Origin of the sequence: Paenirhizobium selenitireducens ATCC BAA-1503 (assembly GCF_900492185.1) — a bacterium.
GTDB classification, from domain to species: domain Bacteria; phylum Pseudomonadota; class Alphaproteobacteria; order Rhizobiales; family Rhizobiaceae; genus Allorhizobium; species Allorhizobium selenitireducens_A.
Window position 1 is genome coordinate 93,456 of sequence record NZ_UEYP01000009.1, and the last position, 18,576, is coordinate 112,031.

19 protein-coding genes are annotated in these 18,576 nt (G+C 61.9%); 4 read left to right on the plus strand and 15 right to left on the minus strand.

What is annotated here, in order from left to right; all coding sequences use genetic code 11:
- Nucleotide 1 precedes the first annotated feature (1 nt).
- The 9 genes from RHIZ70P_RS15830 to RHIZ70P_RS15870 all read right to left on the minus strand — a co-directional run bounded on the left by RHIZ70P_RS15830 (nt 2) and on the right by RHIZ70P_RS15870 (nt 10,486).
- Nucleotides 2–745, minus strand: a complete 744-nt coding sequence (locus RHIZ70P_RS15830) for a nucleotidyltransferase family protein (RefSeq protein WP_115671443.1) — start codon at nt 743–745, stop codon at nt 2–4.
- On the minus strand, nt 742–2,280 hold the full coding sequence (tsaE, locus tag RHIZ70P_RS15835) for a tRNA (adenosine(37)-N6)-threonylcarbamoyltransferase complex ATPase subunit type 1 TsaE (RefSeq protein WP_115671444.1): 1,539 nt from the start codon (nt 2,278–2,280) through the stop codon (nt 742–744). Before tsaE ends, RHIZ70P_RS15830 begins: the two co-directional genes overlap by 4 nt.
- Complete coding sequence (locus RHIZ70P_RS15840) at nt 2,277–4,718, minus strand: ATP-binding protein (RefSeq protein ID WP_419178305.1); 2,442 nt, start codon at nt 4,716–4,718, stop codon at nt 2,277–2,279. The genes tsaE and RHIZ70P_RS15840 overlap by 4 nt, the downstream gene beginning before the upstream one ends.
- A 364-nt stretch (nt 4,719–5,082) precedes the next feature.
- Nucleotides 5,083–6,483: an adenosylhomocysteinase gene (ahcY, locus tag RHIZ70P_RS15845; RefSeq protein ID WP_115671445.1), complete on the minus strand. Its 1,401-nt coding sequence runs from the start codon at nt 6,481–6,483 to the stop codon at nt 5,083–5,085.
- Nucleotides 6,484–6,658: 175 nt separating this feature from the next.
- Nucleotides 6,659–6,931, minus strand: a complete 273-nt coding sequence (locus RHIZ70P_RS15850; protein ID WP_115671446.1) for an HPr family phosphocarrier protein — start codon at nt 6,929–6,931, stop codon at nt 6,659–6,661.
- Between the two features lie 18 nt (nt 6,932–6,949).
- Nucleotides 6,950–7,351, minus strand: a complete 402-nt coding sequence (locus tag RHIZ70P_RS15855; protein WP_115671447.1) for a PTS sugar transporter subunit IIA — start codon at nt 7,349–7,351, stop codon at nt 6,950–6,952.
- 144 nt (nt 7,352–7,495) lie between these two features.
- Nucleotides 7,496–7,939 carry an HPr kinase/phosphorylase gene (locus RHIZ70P_RS15860; protein ID WP_115671448.1) on the minus strand — a complete coding sequence of 148 codons (444 nt, stop codon included), beginning with the start codon at nt 7,937–7,939 and terminating at the stop codon, nt 7,496–7,498.
- The gene (locus RHIZ70P_RS15865; protein WP_115671449.1) at nt 7,936–9,717 is read right to left on the minus strand and encodes a sensor histidine kinase; all 1,782 of its coding nucleotides are present in this window, start codon (nt 9,715–9,717) and stop codon (nt 7,936–7,938) included. Before RHIZ70P_RS15865 ends, RHIZ70P_RS15860 begins: the two co-directional genes overlap by 4 nt.
- 46 nt (nt 9,718–9,763) lie before the next feature.
- The gene (locus RHIZ70P_RS15870; protein ID WP_195949971.1) at nt 9,764–10,486 is read right to left on the minus strand and encodes a response regulator transcription factor; all 723 of its coding nucleotides are present in this window, start codon (nt 10,484–10,486) and stop codon (nt 9,764–9,766) included.
- Between the two features lie 337 nt (nt 10,487–10,823).
- Here RHIZ70P_RS15870 and RHIZ70P_RS15875 point away from each other — a divergent pair, with 337 nt between their 5' ends.
- From RHIZ70P_RS15875 to RHIZ70P_RS15890, 4 genes are all read left to right on the plus strand, one after another.
- The gene (locus tag RHIZ70P_RS15875) at nt 10,824–12,434 is read left to right on the plus strand and encodes a phosphoenolpyruvate carboxykinase (protein WP_115671450.1); all 1,611 of its coding nucleotides are present in this window, start codon (nt 10,824–10,826) and stop codon (nt 12,432–12,434) included.
- Nucleotides 12,435–12,534: 100 nt separating this feature from the next.
- Complete coding sequence (gene arfB / locus RHIZ70P_RS15880; RefSeq protein ID WP_115671451.1) at nt 12,535–12,969, plus strand: alternative ribosome rescue aminoacyl-tRNA hydrolase ArfB; 435 nt, start codon at nt 12,535–12,537, stop codon at nt 12,967–12,969.
- A gap of 83 nt (nt 12,970–13,052) precedes the next feature.
- On the plus strand, nt 13,053–13,526 hold the full coding sequence (gene lysM, locus RHIZ70P_RS15885) for a peptidoglycan-binding protein LysM (protein WP_115671452.1): 474 nt from the start codon (nt 13,053–13,055) through the stop codon (nt 13,524–13,526).
- Nucleotides 13,527–13,566: 40 nt separating this feature from the next.
- Complete coding sequence (locus RHIZ70P_RS15890; RefSeq protein WP_115671453.1) at nt 13,567–14,193, plus strand: alpha-ketoglutarate-dependent dioxygenase AlkB family protein; 627 nt, start codon at nt 13,567–13,569, stop codon at nt 14,191–14,193.
- 61 nt (nt 14,194–14,254) lie between these two features.
- Here the strand turns inward: RHIZ70P_RS15890 and coaA are convergent, their stop codons facing one another.
- The 6 genes from coaA to hisB all read right to left on the minus strand — a co-directional run bounded on the left by coaA (nt 14,255) and on the right by hisB (nt 18,516).
- Nucleotides 14,255–15,250: a type I pantothenate kinase gene (gene coaA / locus RHIZ70P_RS15895; RefSeq protein WP_115671454.1), complete on the minus strand. Its 996-nt coding sequence runs from the start codon at nt 15,248–15,250 to the stop codon at nt 14,255–14,257.
- Nucleotides 15,247–15,570 (minus strand): phosphoribosyl-ATP diphosphatase, encoded by a 324-nt coding sequence (locus RHIZ70P_RS15900; RefSeq protein WP_115671455.1) that lies wholly within the window; start codon nt 15,568–15,570, stop codon nt 15,247–15,249. The genes coaA and RHIZ70P_RS15900 overlap by 4 nt, the downstream gene beginning before the upstream one ends.
- Nucleotides 15,571–15,590: 20 nt before the next feature.
- Entirely contained in the window at nt 15,591–16,379 is a 789-nt protein-coding gene (gene hisF / locus RHIZ70P_RS15905; protein ID WP_115671456.1) for an imidazole glycerol phosphate synthase subunit HisF, read from the minus strand.
- A gap of 13 nt (nt 16,380–16,392) precedes the next feature.
- Nucleotides 16,393–17,127 (minus strand): 1-(5-phosphoribosyl)-5-[(5-phosphoribosylamino)methylideneamino]imidazole-4-carboxamide isomerase, encoded by a 735-nt coding sequence (gene hisA, locus RHIZ70P_RS15910; protein ID WP_115671457.1) that lies wholly within the window; start codon nt 17,125–17,127, stop codon nt 16,393–16,395.
- A 26-nt stretch (nt 17,128–17,153) separates the two neighbouring features.
- Nucleotides 17,154–17,804, minus strand: coding sequence for an imidazole glycerol phosphate synthase subunit HisH (hisH, locus tag RHIZ70P_RS15915; RefSeq protein ID WP_115671458.1), 651 nt, complete (start codon nt 17,802–17,804; stop codon nt 17,154–17,156).
- A gap of 103 nt (nt 17,805–17,907) precedes the next feature.
- Nucleotides 17,908–18,516, minus strand: a complete 609-nt coding sequence (hisB, locus tag RHIZ70P_RS15920) for an imidazoleglycerol-phosphate dehydratase HisB (protein WP_115671481.1) — start codon at nt 18,514–18,516, stop codon at nt 17,908–17,910.
- Nucleotides 18,517–18,576 lie beyond the last annotated feature (60 nt).

Here is an 18,576-nt window from a genome sequence, read left to right on the forward strand (position 1 = left end):
ATCAGGCTCCCTCGCCGCTGGCATTCCCGAAACGCCGGATGGTCTCTTCCGCCTCGCCGATCGCCTCCGGCGTACCGACGGTCAGCCATTGGCCGGCCATCTCGACGCCGTAGAGCCGTCCGCGGGCGATGGCCCGGTCGAAATAGATGTTGAGGTTGAAGGCATCCTGGGGGGCGTCGTCGAACAGTTCCGGCAGAAGTGCGATCGCGCCGGCATAGACGACTGGATTGGGATCGCCGTCCGCATAACGCTTGAGCCTTCCATCTGCACCAAGCGAGAAGTCCTTCTTGCCGTTGTGCCCGGTGGTCCGCTCGAGCGGCACGCAAAGCAGGACCATGTCCATGCGGGCCGGATCGAAGACATCGGCAAGATGCTCGAGATTGGTTCTGCCGCCGGGCTTCTCACCGATCCAGAACAAATCGGCATTCATCACGAAAGCTGGCGAGCGATCCAGCAGCTTCAACCCCTTGACCAGTCCGCCGCCGGAATTCATCAGCGCCGCACGCTCGTCGGAAATGAGGATCTCCAGCCCGCGATAACCGGCGAGATGGGATTCCATCTGCTCGGCGAAATGGTGCACATTGACCACGACCCTCTCGACGCCGGCGGCAACCAGCGTATCGAGCACATAGTCGATCATCGGCCTGCCGGCGATCGCAACCAGCGGCTTCGGCATGCTATTGGTAATCGGCCGCATCCGGGTGCCGAGCCCGGCTGCGAGTACCATCGCGTTGGTGATCTTCATCGTGCCTGCGGACGTGATTCGGTTTCGCCGATTCCAACCCTTGCGCACCAGTCGCGCAAGGGGGCAAGCGCCTCATGTTCGAAGGCGACCGAAAGATGCCAAAGCGTCCGGTCCATGTGCTTCATGTAGCGGGGCTTGTGGTCGCGCTTCATCAGGCGAACCCAGAGCCCGTTGAGCTTGCAGGCGCGCTGCGCCGACATGATGGCCCAGGCCCTGCGGAAGTCCGCCTCGTTGAATCCGGGCTCGCTGCGGCGAAGCGCCAGATAGTCGGCCATCAACTGGTCGACAAGGTCGCGTTCGACGGTGACGCGGGCGTCCTGGACGATCGACACCAGGTCATAGGCCGAGGGACCGATCATCGCGTCCTGGAAGTCGATCAGGCCGATCCGCTGGATACCCTCTTGCTCGCCTCGCCAGATGATGTTCGGCGAGTGGAAATCGCGTAAGACCAGTGTCTTTTCGGCGGTGGCAAGCTGGTCGATCAGGTCGTCCCAGATCGCCAGATACTCGGCTCGTTCCGCCTGCGTTGCCGGGGCACCGTCCCGCTTCCACGGCAGGTGCCAGTCGATCAGCAGTTCGGCCTCCATTTTCATGGCGGTCCGATCATAGTCGGGAACGTGGTGCACGAGACCGGCTTCGATCTGAATGTCCCGCTCGAAGCGGGTGGCATGGAGGGCGGCCAGGCAGGCGACGCTGGCGCGATAGCGCTCGGGGATCGGCTTGCCGTCTCCGTCGAGAACGGTATCCGGGCCGAAATCCTCGATCACCAGTAACCCGGCCTCGCAATCCCGCTCAAAGATCTCAGGCGCGGCAAATCCGCGTTCACGCAACGCCTGGTCGATGGCGACGAAGGGATAGACGTCTTCGGCGAGATGGACGATCTGCGAATAGGGTTTTCCGTCGCGGATCGGCGGGCCGTCGGGCTGGCGAGGCGCGTCCATCAGGATGCGCCGGGTGCCGCCGTCCGCCGGATAGATGTATTCATAGGCGCGGGTCGAGGCATCGCCGGTCAGATGCCGGCGACGGGCGCCGGTGTAGCCATGCGCGTCAAGGAAGCGACGGATCGAAAGCACGCGTTCGATCCGGGCGATCTTCGACGCGGGCGCGGTGATCGTCACCTGGCGCCCGCCGCCGACATCGAAGCCGAATGTTATGTCGATGCGCTTTGCCGGCAGGCTGGTGCCGGCCTTGTCGGGCCATTCGACGAGGCAGACGCCGGTGTCGAGCGCATCGGCAAAGCCGATTTCCTCGAGCTCGGCGGGATCGGCGAGACGGTACAAATCGAAATGCGCCACGGAGATACGCAGGTCGTAGTTCTGAACCAGCGTGAAGGTCGGGCTCGGCACTTCGAGATAGTCGTCGTCGGCCATCGCCCGCAGCAGGGCTCGTGACAGCGTCGACTTGCCGGCGCCGAGATCACCCCAAAGCGCCACGCAGTCGCCTGGCTTCACCACCAGAGCCAGCTCCTCGCCGAGACGAATGGTATCCGCCTCGGTCGCAAGGGTCAGGGAGAGGCTCGATGGCGTGTCGGTCATTCGGCGGCGGCGATGGCTTGCGGTTCGACAATCGCGGAGGGAATGCGGCAGGAGACGGTCGTGCCCCGACCCGGCTCGCTGTCGATCGAAACGGTGCCGTTGTGCAGGTTGACGAAGCTCTCGACGATGGAAAGGCCGAGACCGGCGCCGCTGCGCTTTCCGCTCTTGCCGTTGGTCGAGAAGCGGTTGAACACGGTTGCCAGCATGTCCTTCGACATGCCGCAGCCGTTGTCGTGAACCGTGAAGACGAAATCTGAATCCTCGCGCCAGCACTTCAGCTCGATGGTCGAGCCTTCCGGTGCGAAATTCACCGCATTGGTGAGGATCTTGATGAGGATCTGCTTCAGCCGCTGCTGGTCGGCGACGATATGGCCGAGATGGGCGGCAGCGGCGATCTCGAGCGAGACATTGCTCTCCTGCAGCCGATCGGTCATCTGCATCGAGACGTCGTCAAGCAGGTCGGTGAGATCGATATCGGCATAGTCGAGCCGCATGATGCCGGCATCGACCGTCGCCAGGTCGAGAATATCGTTGACGATCGTCAACAACACCGACGAGGAGGTGGAGATGTGGTCGATATATTCCGACTGGCGCTCGTTGAGAGGACCGATCGCCGGCGTCTTCAACAGGTCGGTAAAGCCGATGATGTTGGTCAGCGGCGAGCGCAGTTCGTAGGAGACGTGCTGGACGAAGTCGTTCTTCAGCTCGTCGGCCTTGCGCAGCGCCTCGTTCTTTTCCTTGAGCGCCCGTTCGGCGAGAACGCTGTCGGTCTTGTTGACGAAGGTCAGCATCGTCTGGGCGTTCGGCAGCGGCGTCACCGCGTAGTCGAGAACCAGGCGGGAATAGAGTTCCAGCGTGCCCTGGCTCGACGGCCTCTCGTCCTCGAAGCTGGTAATCATCTTGGCGAAGGCCTTCCAGCCGTCCGCGCCGTCATAGGAAGGCGCGCAGGCGGCCTCGATCGCCTTGATATGGGTGCCCTGTTTCGAATCCGCCTCGGTGATTCCCCAAAGCGCACGGAAGGCCGGGTTGGACAGCTCGATTCGTCCATCGGGACCGAATACAGCCACACCTTCGGACAGGTGGTCGATAGTCTCGCCACGAACCCGGAGCAGCGTGTTGTAGCGGCTTTCAAGTTCGAACTGCGCCGTGACGTTCTCGAATACCCAGGTTGCGCCACCTTGCGGATGGGCCGAGGCGATGATGCGCAGCGTCTGGCCGTTGGGCAGGTGCCACAGGTCGGTCTGGGTCTCGAGCGAGCGGTAGACAGAGAGCGTATTCTCCTTCCACGCCTTCCAGCTCAGTTGTTCCGGCAGTTTGCGCGCCGAACGCAGCCGATCCAGCAGTTCGCCGTGATCGGGCCGCGATTCGAGGAATAGCGGCTCGAGGTCCCAGAGCTTCTGGAACGGCTGATTGAAGAATTGCAGGCGCCGATCGCGGTCGAAGATGGCAACGGGCGCTTCGAGGTGCTCGAGCGTCTCGGCATGGCTCTTCAAGGTGCGCGCCAGTTCCTCGCGCAGCGCTTCCTCGCCACTGACATCGACGGCCATTCCGCACGAGCCGGACGGTTCGCGGATGTCGACGACATCGAAGAAGGTCCGCTTGCCGCGGACCGCGGTCGATACGACGTCATGGAATGGCGATTCGGGCGTCGCCGCGGCCTTGATCTTTTCTCGCGTAAGCGTGTTGAGAATCTCGCGGCCCTCGCGAACGGCCTGATCGGGGGATCCCGCCTCGACCGCTTCGCTGTAGGCGTGGTTCACCCAGGTCAGATGGCCTTCGGCATCCCGCCGCCAGACGGGCTGCTCGATCGCGTCCAGCAAGGATTCGAAGGTCGCAATGGAGTTCCTGAGGCGATTGCGCTCGATCTTCAGTTCCGCGAGTTCGGCCCGCAGATTGTTGAGAGCGACGAAACGGGCGAAGGCCCGGCCGCCGGAGAGGCGGCCCTGGACCTCGATGACTTCGCCTCGATGCGTCTCGGCGATCACGTCAAAACTCTCGGCGCTGTGGCGCAGGGCCTCGATCGCCTTTTCCAGTTCGCTCGCCGAGGCCGGCTTCAGCCAGCGCCCGAAGGCCAGGAATTCGCTGTCGGTCTGCGGCGCACCGGTTTCGGCCGGCAGTTGGCCGAGAAATTCGGGCTTGCCGTTCTGTCCGTCCCAGATCACGATCCGACGGTTCTTGTCGGCGATCAGGGCCTGGTAGCGGGAAATGCGCTGGTTGGCGTCGGAAAGTGCCGAGCGCATCTCGGCGCCTTCGGCCTCGAGCCGACCGCGCTGCCTTATCAGCCAGCCCGCAGAAAGCATCGCCGCCGACAGAATACCCAGCACGAGCGCATAGCCGACCATCTCGACCGATGTGAACAGTTTCTCCGCCGGAGGAAGGCTGGACTTGGTCTGTGCCAGCGTAGGTGCGAAAAGCGCCGTCAGGATCGTTCCGCCCATGCAGGCCGTCCACAACCGCCGCATGAGACCGCGTTCGGAACGCGACCGAAGCCTCTCACCGACGAAGGTGCTTTTCGCACGGGTATCCTTGCCCGGATCAGAAGCACGGGTATCGATAACCCCTGCCTTGTCCCGATGGATCGGGCCGCTCTTTTTTACCGACATCCTCGGTCTGTCTCCGTCCTATGTGCCGCATCGTCGACAAGACATCCCACTTCGTCGACGCACCTGCCGGGAGCGCCACGAATCAAGTCCTAAAACAATACTGCCTAAGGGAATCTGCGGGAAGGGTCGGTCCCAAAAAAGAAGTCGCAGCCTTTGTCAAGGCTGCGACCACTAGATTTGGTAGATATCCAGAAGAATATCAATAGCGGTAGTGGTCAGCCTTGAACGGACCGGCTGGCGTTACGCCGATATAGGCGGCCTGTTCTTCCGACAGCTCGGTGAGCTTCACGCCGAGCTTTTCGAGATGCAGGCGCGCGACCTTCTCGTCGAGATGCTTGGGCAGGACATAGACCTGATTCTGGTACTGGCCCTGCTTCGTATAGAGCTCGATCTGTGCCAGAACCTGGTTGGTGAACGAGGCCGACATGACGAAGGAAGGATGACCGGTGGCATTGCCGAGGTTGAGCAGCCGCCCCTCGGACAAAAGGATCATGCGATTGCCCTTCGGGAACTCGATCATGTCCACCTGCGGCTTGACATTGGTCCACTTCAGATTGCGAAGCGCCGCGACCTGGATCTCGTTGTCGAAGTGGCCGATATTGCCGACGATCGCCATGTCCTTCATCTCGCGCATGTGCTCGATGCGGATAACGTCCTTGTTGCCGGTCGTGGTGATGAAGATGTCGGCCGAGGCGACGACGTCTTCCAGCGTCACGACCTCGAAGCCGTCCATGGCGGCCTGCAGCGCGCAGATCGGATCGACTTCCGTCACCTTGACGCGGGCACCGGCGCCGCGCAGCGAAGCGGCCGAGCCCTTTCCGACGTCGCCATAGCCGCAGACGACGGCGACCTTGCCGGCCATCATCACGTCCGTGCCGCGGCGAATGCCGTCGACAAGCGATTCCTTGCAGCCGTACTTGTTGTCGAACTTCGACTTGGTGACGGAATCGTTGACGTTGATGGCGGGGAAGGGGAGAAGGCCCTTCTTGCTCAATTCATAGAGGCGATGAACGCCGGTCGTGGTTTCTTCGGTCACGCCCTTGATCGCATCACGCTGCCTGGTGAACCAGCCCGGCGACGCTTGAAGACGCTTCTTGATCTGGGCGAAGAGGATTTCTTCTTCTTCCGATCCCGGATTGGAAAGGACGTCCTCGCCCGCTTCGGCACGGGCGCCGAGCAGGATATACATGGTGGCGTCCCCGCCGTCGTCGAGGATCATGTTGGATAGGCCGCCGTCACGCCACTGGAAGATCTGGTCGGTATACTGCCAGTAATCCTCGAGCGTTTCGCCCTTGACGGCATAGACCGGGATGCCGGCGGCAGCAATGGCGGCAGCGGCATGGTCCTGGGTCGAGAAGATATTGCACGATGCCCAGCGGACCTCGGCACCGAGCGCCACCAGCGTCTCGATCAGGACGGCGGTCTGGATCGTCATGTGCAGCGAACCGGTGATCCGGGCGCCCTTGAGAGGCTGGCTTGCCCCGAATTCCGAGCGGCAGGACATGAGCCCTGGCATTTCCGTCTCGGCAATGGCGATTTCCTTGCGGCCGAACTCGGCAAGGCCAATGTCTGCGACGATATAGTCGTTGTGTGCGGTCATGAAGCGCTCCCGGCTAGGATGACGGCGCAGCCCCGGTTCCGCATCGAACGAAAGGCAAGCACCATGCGTGACCCCTCTGCAAAAGACGGGTTTCTGATCTGGATTTAGCAGGGATCGCCGAGGAAGGCAAGGAGACATAAAGAAGTCTTTATGTCTTTATATGGTTGGGTAAGGACTATATTTCCTCGCCGAACTTGTCCGCCACCAGCGCCTCCAGGGCATCAAGCACCTCAGCGGCCTGGTTGCCCGTGGCGGTCACGAGGATGGAGCATCCAGGGCTCGCGGCCAGCATCATCAACCCCATGATGGAAGTGCCGCCGACCGTCGTGCCATCCTTGGTCACGTGGACCGTGGCGTCGAAACTGCTGACAGCCTGGACGAATTTCGCCGACGCGCGGGCATGCAGACCGCGCTTGTTGATGATGAGGAGTTCCCGGGAATGCGGCATGAAAGGCCTTCGAATCGATCACTTGCCGCTGAGAACGCGGCTGGCGACATTGATATACTTGCGTCCGGCATCGGATGCGTCCGCCAGGGCTTTCTCCATGTTATTGTCGCCGCGGACCCCGGCGAGCTTGATAAGCATGGGCAGATTGACGCCGGCGATGACTTCGATCCGGCCGGTGTTCATCACGGATATGGCGAGGTTGGAGGGCGTGCCGCCAAACATGTCGGTCAAGATAATCACGCCATGGCCGTCGTCGGAACGCATCACCGCGTCCAGAATGTCCTGGCGTCGCTGATCCATGTCGTCATCCGGGCCGATGCAAACCGTTTCGATGAATTTCTGCGGGCCAACGACATGCTCTACCGCATGCTGAAATTCCTCAGCCAGCTTGCCATGGGTGACAAGCACAAGTCCGATCATTCTTCTATTACCCCTTGCCTGCGCAGACAGATGGCGGAGATAACGCAACGCAGGTACTTCGTCCATCGGTGGGCCGCCATCTTGGCGATGAAAATCCGAAGTTCAAGCCCAAACTATATCCACCTGTACCGGGCGGAGCGTAATTCAGGATGAGATCAAGGCATCTATGAAGGAAAAGGGCAAGCGAAGGTCGGTCGGAACATGAAGCGCCGGCAGGGATATATCGCCGCAAAGGGTCACCCCTGGCTTTCTGGGGGGCAATCGCTCCGCGTTCTGCCGCGCAACGGGAAGAACGGCATAGTGAAGCACGGCCCTGGGAATGCTGGCGACCCTCGCTATGCCGCCGTGACGCAGTTCGATCATGTCTCGGATCGTGGCCGGTCGTGACGCCACGACATGCGTGCCGAAGCGGGAAATGAAGACCTGGTCATCCGCCACCAGCGCCGCGAAGCGACCATGCAGACGGGCCTCGGCGACGCAATCAAAGGCGAGCTGCGATTTCCCCGATCCGGAAGGGCCGAGAAAGACAAGTCCGGTCGTGCCGACGACGATCGCCGTTGCATGGATATTGGCGCCCTGCGGGCTCACGCCGCTGCCTCGACCGGCAGCGAAAGTATGAAGCGGGCGCCAAGAATGCGGCCGCTTGCCGGCTCGATGATGTTCTCGGCCTTCAAGGTGCCGCCATGCGCTTCGGCGATCTGCCGGCTGATGGACAGGCCGAGCCCGGAATTCTGGCCGAAACTCTCGCCTTCCGGGCGGTCCGTATAGAAACGCTCGAAGATGCGGTCGATGTCTTCGGCCTGGATTCCGGGTCCATTGTCTTCGATCACGATCAGGCAGCGTCCGCGCGTCCGCGAGAGCTTGACCGTGATCTTGCCGCCGACCTCCGGCACGAAGGAGCGGGCGTTCTCGATCAGATTGGTGATGATCTGTCCGAGCCGCAGATCGTGGCCGGGCACGATGAAGCGCGCCTTCGCCCCCGGTTTCTGGTCGATGATGTAGTCGAGTTCGACGGGCTTCTTGGTGCTGCGGATCTGCCGTGACACATCGACCAGACTCGACAGCAGCACTTCAAGGTCGACCGGATGGGCGTCGCTGCGCGCCAGTTCCGCATCCAGGCGCGAGGCGTCGGAAATGTCGCTGATCAACCGGTCGAGCCGCCGCACGTCGTGCTGGATCACATCCATCAGCCGCTGCCGTGACTGGTCGTTCTTGGCGAGCGGCAAGGTCTCGACGGCGCTGCGCAGCGAGGTGAGGGGGTTCTTCAACTCGTGGCTGACGTCGGCGGCGAAGCTTTCGATCGCGTCGATACGGTCGTAGAGCGCATTGGTCATTTCGCGCAAGGCCACCGAGAGATTGCCGATCTCGTCCTGGCGCGCGGAGAAATCCGGAATCTCCTCGCGCTCCTTGGCGCCACGGCGGACCCGGATGGCGGCCGCCGCCAGCCGCCGCAGCGGATTGGCGATGGTGGACGACAGAAGCAGGGAAACGACAATGTTGACCAGGGCCGCCACGCCGAAGACGCGCAGGATGGCCAGCCGTTCGGCATGAACGATCTTGTCGATGTCGCCGGCCTGGGTGGAGAGAAGCAGGACGCCGAGCACGGCACGGAAACGCTGCACCGGAACCGCGACGGAGACGATCAGTTCGCTCTGGTCGGTCACCCGCACCACGGCACCGCGCACGCCGGTCAGCGCATTCATCACTTCCGGATAGATCGACCCGTCGCCGCCAGGGGCTTCCTTGTAGACCGGCAGGTTGGAAGGCTGCAGGGCCATGTTGAAGATGCGGGCGATCCAGTCGGTGATGCTGGACGTTTCGTTCTCGACCGGCGGAAGGTCGAAGCGCAGGACCTGGCCGCGCGAATAGAGATGGCGCGAGTCGAGCAGCAGATTGGCATCCGCGTCGAACAGCCGGGCACGGGTGCGGGTCGGCGAGATCAGCCGGCGCAGCACGGGCGCCACCCGTTCCGGATTGATCGGGAATTCGAGATCCTCGTCGTTCGGCACCGGCGTGATGCTCTGGCCGGCCTGCAGTTCAAGGAGCTTCTGCGGATCGATGGTGATCGAATTGGTATCGACCGAGGCGGATGCCGAAATCGCGCCGGCGATGATCTCGCCCTGGGTCAGCAGGCTCTCGACGCGCGCGTCGATCAGGCCCTCGCGAAACTGGTTGAGATACATGATGCCGCCGACCAGCACGATCAGGGCGGCGAGGTTGAAGAAGACGATGCGTCGGGTCAGGCTGGAGAACAGCGCATGGCCGAAGATCCGGCGCACGAGCGTGAAGGGATGAACCGGGAAACGGCGCTGTTCGGTCAGGCTGTCCAGTTCGTCGATCGCCCCTTCGGAAACGTGCTTGACCAATCTCTACCCTTTTGCCCGACCGGCCCGTTCTCGATGGCTTCGGCGCTTACGCCGCTTCGCGGAAGCGGTAGCCCACTCCGTAGAGCGTTTCAATCATGTCGAAGTCGGTATCGACCATCTTGAACTTCTTGCGCAGACGCTTGATGTGGCTATCGATGGTGCGGTCGTCTACATAGACCTGCTCGTCATAGGCGGCATCCATCAGGGCGTCGCGGCTCTTCACCACGCCCGGCCGCTGCGCCAGAGACTGCAGGATGAGAAACTCGGTGACGGTGAGCGTCACCGGATCACCCTTCCAGGTGCAGGTGTGGCGTTCCTGGTCCATGACCAGCTGGCCGCGCTCCAGAGTGCGGGCCTGCTGCTCGGCGCTGGTCTTGGCGTTGCCGCCGGCTGCCAGGTTCTCCCGGCTTGCTGCGCGGCGCAGGATCGCCTTCACCCGCTCGACCAGCAGGCGTTGGGAAAACGGCTTGGTGATGAAGTCGTCGGCGCCCATCTTCAGACCGAACAGCTCGTCGATTTCCTCGTCCTTGGAGGTCAGGAAGATCACGGGTATGTCGGATTTCTGGCGAAGCCGGCGCAACAGCTCCATTCCGTCCATGCGCGGCATCTTGATGTCGAAGATCGCGAGTTGGGGCGGACGTGCGAGCAAACCATCGAGCGCCGAGGCACCGTCGGTATAGGTCTCGACCTTGTATCCCTCGGCTTCGAGCGCGATCGATACGGAAGTGAGAATATTGCGGTCGTCGTCAACGAGCGCGATCGTCTGCATGGTATTGGTCTCCGTCATCATGAAGCGCGGCTCCTGGTAATGTCCCAGCCCAGGGTTTTGCGACGTTAGGATGCGCTTAATGGGGATAAAGGTGGAACAAATTGTGGCAAAGATAAAGGGGTGCGACACTCACGTCGCGCAAATGAGCTGCATTTGCTCCTCCACGACAACCAAAAGCCACCCGTGCAAACCGATTTAAAAATCCATATTTCTATTTAAATCGATTAAATATTTGAAATTATTGAATGTTTTTAGATTTGCTTATTGCGTTTTGAAATCTCGGACACTAGTTTCCCGGAAATTCAACCTCACTTCCCATTGTAAAGGATGCGCGCTCATGGAGGAGCTTGGTGTAAATAATCCCCTCGTTGGGGTCGCGGCGATCGGTTTGGGGGATGCGGCCCGCGTCTACTACAATTTCCGTGAGCGTGACCTTTATGAAGAGGCGATTCGCCGCAACGAAGCCGTGCTGACCGCCGATGGTGCGCTGTGCGCCGTGACCGGACAGCACACCGGCCGTTCGGCCAAGGACAAGTTCATTGTCCGCGACGTTCATACCGACGGCGAAATCTGGTGGGACAACAACAAGCCCATGTCGCCCGAGCATTTCGGCATCCTGCACAAGGATATGCTGGCCCATGCGGCCGGCCGGGACCTGTTCGTCCAGGACCTGATCGGTGGCGCCGATGCCGAGAACGAACTGCCGACCCGTGTCGTCACCGAGCTTGCCTGGCATTCGCTGTTCATCCGTAACCTGCTGATCCGTCCGGAGCGTTCGGCGCTTCACGACTTCCAGCCGAAGCTCACCATCATCAACCTGCCGAGCTTCCGCGCCGATCCGGCCCGCCACGGCTGCCGCACTGAAACGGTCATCGCCTGCGACTTCACCAACGGCATCGTTCTGATCGGCGGCACGTCCTATGCCGGCGAGATGAAGAAGTCGGTCTTCACCGCGCTCAACTACATGCTGCCGCCGAAGGGGGTCATGCCGATGCACTGCTCGGCCAATGTCGGCCCGAAGGGTGACGCGGCCGTCTTCTTCGGCCTTTCCGGTACCGGCAAGACCACGCTTTCGGCCGACCCGAAGCGCACGCTGATCGGCGACGACGAGCATGGTTGGGGCGAACACGGCATCTTCAACTTCGAAGGCGGTTGCTACGCCAAGACCATCCGCCTCTCGGCCGAAGCCGAGCCGGAAATCTACGCGACCACCAAGCGCTTCGGCACCGTGCTCGAGAACGTCGTGCTTGATGAAGCCGGCGTGCCCGACTTCAACGACGCCTCGCGCACCGAAAACACCCGTTGCGCCTATCCGCTGCACTTCATCCCGAACGCATCGGACACCGGCCGCGCCGGCCATCCGAAGACGATCATCATGCTGACCGCCGACGCCTTCGGTGTTCTGCCGCCGATCGCCCGCCTGACCCCGGAACAGGCCATGTACCACTTCCTGTCCGGTTACACCGCCAAGGTGGCCGGCACAGAAAAGGGCGTGACCGAGCCGGAAGCCACCTTCTCGACCTGCTTCGGCGCCCCCTTCATGCCGCGTCATCCGGCCGAGTACGGCAATCTGCTGCGCGCCCTGATCGCCGAGCACAATGTCGATTGCTGGCTGGTCAATACCGGCTGGACCGGTGGGGCCTATGGCGTCGGCCATCGCATGCCGATCAAGGCGACGCGCGCCTTGCTGGCCGGTGCACTGAGCGGCGAGTTGAAGAAGGCCGAGACGCGCATCGACCCGAGCTTCGGCTTTGCCGTCCCGGTCGCCGTCGACGGCGTCGATGCCAAGATCCTCGATCCGCGTTCGACCTGGTCGGACGGCGAGGCCTATGACGCGCAGGCGAAGAAGCTGGTGGCGATGTTCATCACCAACTTCGCCAAGTTCGAGGATCACGTCGACCACACGGTCCGCGCCGCTGCCCCGAGCGTCAACATCGCGGCCGAATAAACCGGCAGCCATGGCTTTATTGAACCCGGCGGAACCACCCGCCGGGTTTTCCTGTTTTCTGCGGCGCTCGAATGTGAAATAGAGCAGGCGGAGACCGAGCATGGCCAGCGAAGCGCTTTTCATCAATAACCGCATCACCCTCGCCGGCTGGGAGCTGACCGAGCAATTCGTGCTGGCCGGAGGGCCGGGCGGACAGAATGTCAACAAGGTCTCGACCGCGGTTCAGTTGTTCTTCAACATTTCCGGATCGCCCTCCCTGTCGGAGAGAGTGAAAGAGAACGCGATCAAGCTTGCCGGACGGCGCGCCTCGAAGGAAGGCGTGCTGATGATCGAGGCGAATCGTTTCCGCAGCCAGGAGCGCAACCGCGAGGATGCCCGGGAGCGCCTGAAAGAGCTGATCCTCGCCGCCGCCGCGCCGCCCCCGCCGCCGCGCAAGAAAACCAAACCGACCAAGGGTTCGGTCGAGCGCCGGCTGAAGGAAAAGTCGGGCCGCTCCGAGGTCAAGAAAATGCGCGGCAGGCCGGCCGGAGACTAAATTAGCTTGCCATTCGACGAAGGGAACCTAGTCTCTCAATGACCGTTTCTCGTGGCGAGCAACGTCGACCGGAGGGAGAAATCATGGGTTTTTTCGATTTTATCAAGAATGCAGGCAAGAAGCTTGGCATCGGTGACGAGGACGAAGCCCCGGATGTCGAGGCTGTGAAGAAGGAACTCGCCTCCCACAATCTGGGAACCGAAAAGGTGGAAGTGGCCGTCGTCGACGACAAGGTGGTGCTGAAGGGAACAGTCAAGGACCAGTCCGCCTTCGAAAAAGCGGTCATCGCGGTTGGCAATACCCTTGGCATTTCCAAGGTCGAGGCCGATGAACTGCAGATCGCCGATTCGCCGTCTTCGGCACCGGTCGCGGCCAAGGCGCCTGTTTTCTACACCGTCAAAAAGGGCGACAATCTGTGGAAGATTGCAGAGGCCCAGTATGGCAAGGGCAAGGGCGCCAAGCACACGGTCATTTTCGAGGCGAACAAGCCCATGCTGACCGATCCCGACAAGATCTATCCGGGCCAGGTCCTGCGTATCCCCGAATTGGCCGCATGATATTCATTGAAGGCGGCGGTCGAAGGGCCGCCGTTCGTCCATGCCTGAGAAAGAAAAGCGCAGTCTGCCCGAAGGGCTGAGCTACCACCCCGATTTCCTCGATCGCGCCGCCCAGGAGCAACTGGTCGCGTGCATCCGCGAGATCGTTGCCGAGGCGCCACTCTTTGTGCCTGCCATGCCCCGTACCGGCAAGGAAATGTCGGTCCGTATGACCAATTGCGGTCCACTCGGCTGGGTCACGGACAAGGAACGTGGCTACCGCTACCAGCCGACCCATCCGGTCACGGGCAAGCCATGGCCGGCCATACCCCCCATACTGCTCGACATCTGGAACCGGGTTGCCGGCTCAGACAAGCCGCCCGAGGCGTGCTTGGTCAATTTTTACGACGACAGCGCCCGAATGGGCCTGCATCAGGATCGCGACGAGAAGGATCTCGAGGCGCCGGTCTTGTCCGTCTCTCTCGGCAATACCTGCCTCTTTCGTGTCGGCGGTACCGATCGCAAGGACCCGACCATGTCCCTGAAGCTCAGGAGCGGAGATGTCTTCGTGATCGGTGGAGCCGGGCGGCTCTGCTTCCATGGCGTCGATCGCATCTATCCGTCGACCTCGACGCTGCTCAAGAACGGCGGCCGCATCAACCTGACGCTGAGGCGGGTCAATCCCTGATCTCGATAGTGAATCCAGCAAAGATAGCGGGCTATTGAGCAAACTGCCGGCTATGCATCGCCTACAGTTTTCTCAGCGCGACCTGCTCGACCAGATGGTTGTCGCCTTTGCGCAGGATGAGGTCGGCACGCGGGCGGGTCGGCAGGATATTTTCCCTGAGGTTCTTCAGATTGGTGTTCTTCCACAGACCTTCGGCAATCTCCAGCGCTTCTTCCTCGCTGATCGTGGCATAGCGATGGAAGTAGGAATTCGGGTCGCGGAAGGCCGTTTGTCGGAGCTTCATGAAGCGATCGACATACCAGCGGTGAATGAGTTTCTCGTCCGCATCGATATAGATCGAGAAGTCGAAGAAGTCCGAGACGATCGGCACGATCTTGCCATCGGCCGGCAGATCGCGCGACTGCAGCACGTTGATGCCCTCGAAGATCAGGATGTCGGGCCGGTCGATGACCTTATACTCATTGGGTAGGACGTCATAGGTCAGGTGCGAATAGCCCGGGGCCTTGACGTTGGGCAGGCCCGCCTTGATCGCGGAGAGGAAGCGCAGCAGCGCGCCGATGTCGTAGCTCTCGGGAAAACCCTTGCGGTTGAGGATGTTGTGACGAACCAGGTGGGCGTTCGGATAGAGAAAGCCGTCGGTGGTCACGAGATCAACCTTCGGGCTCGATGGCCAGCGGGCGAGCAGTTCTTTCAGGATACGCGCCGTGGTCGATTTGCCGACGGCGACCGAACCCGCAATGCCGATGACGAAGGGCGTCTTGGAAACCCCCGCCGTGCTGAGGAATCGGCTGCGCTGCTGGAACAGCAGCTGCGAGGATTCGACATGGGCGGAAAGCAGGCGCGACAGAGACAGATAGATGCGGCGGACCTCGTCGAGATCGATCGGGTCGTCGATCGAACGCAGGCGTTTCAGTTCGTCCGCGGTCAGCGTCAGCGGGGTATCGGCGCGGAAATGGGACCACTCTTCCGAGGTGAAGAACAGATAGGGCGAATAGCCATTCTCCTGGAAGTGGTCGAGCATCTCTGGCGTCTCGGCGTCCCGCGTCGCTATGGTCATGGATCCTGCCGGCTGGCTTTCTCGCTCAAGCCCGTCTGGGCCGTGCGCCGTTGAAGCTCGTCGAGCACGGCTTTAAGTGGGATGTCGGCGATTTTCAATACGACCATCAGGTGATAGAGGAGGTCGGCACTCTCGTAGACGAGGTTGTCGCGGTCGTCCTTGATCGCGGCAATTACCATTTCAACGGCTTCTTCGCCAAGCTTCTTGGCCGCTTTCGACTGTCCGGCCGCGACAAGCTTTGCCGTCCACGATTCGTCAGGCCGGGCCTGGGCCCGGTCGGCGACGATCCGTTCGAGGTCGAGAAGAGAGAATTCGCTCATTGTCACGCCTTTCGCTCGGTTCAATCGAGCCGCATGGCGATGCCGTGCTGCGCCATGTAGTGTTTGGCTTCGGCGATCGAATAGGTGCCGAAGTGGAAGATCGAGGCGGCGAGCACGGCCGTCGCGTGTCCGTCCTTGATGCCGGCGACGAGATCGTCGAGGGTGCCGACGCCGCCAGACGCGATCACCGGAACCCGAACGGCATCGGCGATGGTCCGTGTCAGTTCCAGGTCGTAGCCGCTCTTCGTGCCGTCGCGATCCATGGATGTGACCAGCAATTCGCCGGCACCGCGTTCGACCATTTTCTTGGCGAACTCGACCGCATCGATGCCGGTCGGGGTCCGGCCGCCATGGGTGTAGATCTCCCAGGCGCTGACATTGTCGCCGCCGGCTTCCTGCTTGCGCCGCTGCTTGGCGTCGATCGACACGACGATGCACTGGTCACCGAACTTGTCGGCCGCCTCGGCAATGAAATCCGGATTGTTCACAGCCGCCGAATTGATCGCCACCTTGTCGGCGCCGCACAGCAGGAGCTTGCGGATGTCGGCGATCGTGCGCACGCCGCCGCCGACGGTGAGCGGCATGAAACACTGGTCCGCCGTCTGGGCGACGACCTCGAAGATCGTGTCGCGATTGTCGGACGTTGCGGTGATGTCGAGGAAACAGAGTTCGTCGGCACCGGCGGCGTCATAGGCTTTGGCCGCCTCGACGGGATCGCCCGCGTCGATCAGGTCGACGAAGTTGACGCCCTTGACGACACGGCCGTCCTTGACGTCCAGGCAGGGAATGACACGGGCTTTCAGCGTCATGGTCTATCCTCGTTCAGGCGCGGGCGGCGCGGATCAGCGCCAGGGCTTCGACCGGGTCGATGCGGCCGTCATAGAGCGCGCGGCCGGTGATGGCGCCCTCGAGCTTGGCCGCATCCGGCTCGAGCATCCGGCGGATGTCTTCCATCGAGGCAAGCCCGCCCGAGGCGATCACCGGAATCGAGACCGCATCGGCCAGCGAAAGCGTCGAGTCCCAATTGATACCGGTCAGGATGCCGTCACGATCAATATCGGTATAGATGATCGCCGATACACCCGCCCCTTCGAATTTTTTCGCAAGCTCGATCACGCCGAGCTCCGAGGCTTCAGCCCAGCCCTCGACCGCCACCTTGCCGCCCTTGGCATCGATGCCGACGGCGATCTTGCCGGGGAAACGCCTGCAGGCCTCGATCACCAGCGCCGGATCGCGCACGGCGACAGTGCCGAGGATGACGCGCGAAAGCCCGCGCTCGAGCCAGTTCTCGATGTGCTCGAGGCTGCGGATGCCGCCGCCGAGCTGCACCGGATTCTTGGTCGCCTTCAGGATCGCGTCGACCGCTGCCCCGTTGACGCTCGTCCCGGCAAAGGCGCCGTTCAGGTCCACCACGTGCAGCCATTCGAAACCCTGGTCCTCGAAGGCCTTCGCCTGGGCGCCGGGATCGGTGTTGTAGACGGTGGCCTGTTCCATGTCGCCCAGCTTGAGCCGCACGCACTGGCCGTCCTTGAGGTCGATGGCGGGAAAAAGGATCATGCGGAATGTCCGATACTGGAGGAGACTTACGGTTGCCAGGAAAGGAAATTGGCGATCAGCCTGAGGCCGAGCGTCTGGCTCTTTTCCGGATGGAACTGCGCGCCAACCATGTTGGCCCGACCGACGAAGGCGGTCATCGGCCCGCCATAGTCGGTGGTGGCGATCACGTCATCCGGATTTTCCGCGGCGAGGTGGTAGGAGTGGACGAAATAAGCATGCAAGCCGTCCGGCCCCGTCTTTATTCCATCGAACAGTGGATGCGGCTGGTGCAGGTCGAGTGTGTTCCAGCCGATCTGCGGGATCTTCAGGGTCGGATCGCTCGGCGTCATCTCTACCACGTCGCCCTTGATCCAGCCGAAGCCTGGGGTGATCGTCTTTTCCAGCCCGCGGCTCGACATCAGCTGCATGCCGACGCAGATGCCGAAGAAGGGTCGGCCCTTCTTCTCGACGACGTCGACGATCGCCTCGTGCATGCCAGGAACGGCGTCGAGCCCCCGGCGGCAGTCGGCATAGGCGCCGACGCCCGGCAGCACGATGCGGTCGGCGGTCGCCACGCGGTCGGCCTTGTCGGTCAGCTCGATGACCGCGTCGACGCCGCTTTCGCGCGCCGCCCGTTCGAAGGCTTTCGTTGCCGAACGGAGATTTCCGGATCCATAATCGATGATCGCCACGCGCATCGTCGAACGTCCTTTTCCTAAACGCGACGCCGTGGAGCCAAGGCCCCGGCACGCCGCAAAGCGATGATCAAGCTGCTTTCCACCGTTTTCGGACGGGCAGGCCTCAGACGAGGGTGCCCTTGGTCGAGGGAACGCGGCTGGCCTGGCGCGGATCAATTTCGACGGCTGTCCGCAGGACCCTAGCCACGGCCTTGAAGCAGGTCTCGGCGATATGGTGGTTGTTGGCGCCGTAGTGGTTGAGGATATGCAGGGTGATCCCGGCATTTTGGGCCAGTGCCTGGAAGAACTCGCGCACCAGCTCGGTGTCGAACGTGCCGACCTTCGGCGCGGTGAAGGCGACATTCCAGACCAGGAAGGGCCGGCCCGACACGTCGATCGCCGCCTTGGTCATCGTCTCGTCCATGGCAAGGTCGATCGACGCATAGCGGGTGATGCCGCGCCGGTCGCCGAGCGCCTTGGAGATGGCCTGGCCGATGGCGATGCCCGTGTCCTCGACGGTGTGGTGGTCGTCGATATGCAGGTCGCCCTTCACATCGATCTCCATGTCGATGAGCGAATGTCGCGACAGCTGGTCCAGCATATGGTCGAAGAAGCCGACGCCCGTGGAAATCTTCGCCGCGCCGGTGCCGTCGAGATCGACGGAAACCGAAACGGAAGTTTCGTTGGTCTTGCGGGAAATGCTTCCCGTGCGACGGATCATTGTTTCGCCCATCAGGGTCCGCTCCATGCCTTGGTCAGGGGTTCCTTATCAGGCGGTCGGTTAAATATCCAG